Genomic DNA, 3,158 nt, shown 5'->3' on the forward strand with positions numbered 1-3,158 from the left:
ATATCAACTACTACAATTTAACGCTAGTTGAGTTGTCGTCCAAATATGGTGTCACTAGCAAAACTCTTCAAAATTGGAAACGTCAGCTTTTGGAAAATGCTTCAGTGGCCTTTGATCCATCAAAAATTGTTAGCGTATATTTAGCGTATATAGCGTATATAAAGATGAAATACACAGTCTTAAGCATCACAATGATGAGCTTGCTAAAGCATTAGGTAAGACTATAGAACATAAATACTTGATAGAAGAAGCCAACTAAGAAGGAAGGGCCACCCCTACCCACTCGGTTTCAAAACCATAAATGAGACTTTCGACTTATACGTTTCCCATATGACTTGGTGCTTGTCATACATACTTCCTAAGTTGCTTCTTTAGAAACGGGGTATATTTGTTTTTAAAGAATTGCAGTTGTAATGCTTCTATGTATTTTATTACACTCATAATCAATATTAGTAGAAACACGAATGTAGGCAATGGTTTTCATGGGGTAACAATAGAGTGGAAACAATTAAAGTCAATATAATATAGTTACAAAAAATGTATACCAGAGGCTTTTCTTGCTTAAATTTACGATAGGCGTGAATAGATACCTCGTAAGTTTGGTTTAGGTAGGATAAAACCATTAGCTTTGTAGCACCTTAGGTGGCTATTAGGCAGTTAAGTAGCCATAGACTTAGCATAGCCATAGACTTAGCATAACAAGCGCTATCATTGGATCAATAATCAAAAATTTATAAAAAAGTAGATGTTAGTTATAAAACGAGATGGACGCTTAGAATCGGTCAAGTTCGATAAAATAACCATTAGAATCGAGAAACTATGTTATGGATTAAATAGGGATTATATTGATATTATTGTTATTGTTAAAAAGATTATTGAAGGCATTTACGACCGAGTAACGACTTCAGCTATAGATAACCTAGCGGCAGAAACCGTGGCGGCTATGGCGGTATACCATCCAGATTATGCCATTCTAGCTGCTCGGATAGCGATTTCTAACCTACATAAAGAAACGAGTAAGTCGTTTTCTAGTACGATAAAAAGACTCTATACCTATGTAAATCCTGAAACGGGACAACACGCTCCCCTGATATCCCAGGACGTTTATAAAATCATTGCCAGCCATGCAGCCATTTTAGACCATGCGATTGTACATGAACGTGATTTTAGCTATGATTTCTTTGGATTTAAAACCCTAGAACGTTCTTATCTGTTGAAAATAAATGGTAAAGTTGTAGAACGGCCTCAGTACATGTTGATGCGTGTGGCACTAGGGATTCATGGTGATGATCTGGATGCTGTACTGGAAACTTATCAGCTAATGTCTGAAAAGTGGTTCACCCATGCCACCCCTACCCTGTTTAACGCAGGAACACCTAAGCCACAACTTTCCTCTTGCTTTTTATTAATGATGCAGAGCGATAGCATTGAAGGCATCTACAATACCCTTGCGCAATGTGCCAAAATATCTCAATTTGCTGGAGGCATTGGTTTAAGCATTCATAATATACGTGCTACGGGTTCCTATATTCGAGGGACCAATGGTATCTCTAATGGGATTGTGCCGATGTTACGGAACTTTGATATGACGGCCCGCTATGTAGATCAAGGGGGGGGTAAACGAAAAGGTAGCTTTGCCATCTATCTAGAACCTTGGCATGCAGATATCTTTGATTTTTTAGAGTTGAAGAAAAACCATGGCAAAGAAGAAAGAAGAGCCAGAGATCTTTTCTATGGGCTGTGGATTCCAGATTTATTTATGCAACGTGTAGAAGAAGATGGCATGTGGTCACTCTTTTGCCCAAACGAAGCACCAGGGCTTGCAGACTGTTATGGCGCAGCATTTGAAGAAAAATACAAGCAGTATGAAAAAGAGGGCAAGGCACGTGCCTCCATTAAAGCACAAACGCTTTGGTTTGCGATTTTGGAAGCTCAAATAGAAACAGGCACCCCTTATATGCTTTATAAGGATGCAGCTAATCAAAAGTCTAATCAAAAAAATTTGGGTACTATAAAATCTAGTAATCTTTGTACAGAGATTATAGAGTATACAGCACCCGACGAAATTGCGGTTTGCAACTTGGCCTCTATTTCATTGCCCATGTTGGTAGATGATAATCGATGTTTTGACCATGCCAAATTATATGCGGTAACCTATTTGGTTACTAAAAATCTTAACAAGGTAATCGATCGGAATTACTATCCTTTAGAAGAAGCACGTAATTCTAACTTAAGACACAGGCCCATTGGTATTGGTGTACAAGGACTAGCAGATGTTTTTCTGAAAATGAAGCTGGTTTTTGATAGCCCAGAAGCGCGGTTGCTCAACCGAGAAATTTTTGAGACTATTTACTTTGCATCCCTAACGGCTTCTAAAGACTTGGCTCAACAACAAGGGGTATATGAAAGCTATGCTGGGTCACCTATTGCACAGGGTATCCTTCAATTTGATATGTGGGGCGTAACACCTTCCTCTGGAAGGTGGGATTGGGATCATTTACGTAAAGAAATAGGCCAATATGGTGTAAGAAATGCACTGCTAGTAGCGCCAATGCCCACAGCCTCTACTTCCCAAATACTAGGGAACAACGAATGCTTTGAACCTTATACTGCCAATATTTATACCCGAAGGGTACTCTCTGGTGAATTTATTGTGGTAAACAAATACCTATTAGAGGACTTGATTCAGTTGGATCTTTGGAACGAGCAAGTAAAAGAGGAATTGATGATGGGTAATGGCTCTATTCAACACATTGCATCTATTCCACAGGCTATTAAAGAGCGTTATAGAACCGTTTGGGAAATTCCTCAAAAGTCTATTATTGATATGGCCGCCGACCGCGCACCTTATATTTGTCAGAGCCAAAGCCTAAATCTTTATGTCAAGGATGCCACCATGGCTAAACTAACCTCTATGCATTTTTATGCCTGGAAAAAAGGGCTGAAAACAGGAATGTATTATTTACGTACCAAGGCAGCAGCGGATGCTATAAAGTTTACCATACAAAAAAAAGAAAAAATGGAAAGCCCTCTCTCTCGTGGAGAAGAAAAAGAATGCTTAATGTGCAGTGGTTAACCTAGCTGTTTGTAATCATTCAGTATCTGCTTGCGGTATGAGACCCTGTGCAAAACCTATGTAAAATGTAGCCGTTCAGCGC

General features: G+C 39.1%; 1 protein-coding gene and 1 pseudogene. Both read left to right on the top strand.

Annotated elements, in window-relative coordinates; all coding sequences use genetic code 11:
* A pseudogene (locus MUW74_RS02975) lies at window positions 1-215 on the top strand (hypothetical protein); the annotation flags it as partial.
* 530 nt (window positions 216-745) lie between these two features.
* A complete protein-coding gene (locus MUW74_RS02980) occupies window positions 746-3,076 on the top strand; it encodes a ribonucleoside-diphosphate reductase subunit alpha (protein WP_243519286.1) in 2,331 nt (776 codons plus the stop codon).
* Window positions 3,077-3,158: the final 82 nt, after the last annotated feature.

The organism is Candidatus Cardinium sp. cBcalN2 (genome assembly GCF_022810445.1).
Classification (GTDB): Bacteria; Bacteroidota; Bacteroidia; order Cytophagales; family Amoebophilaceae; genus Cardinium.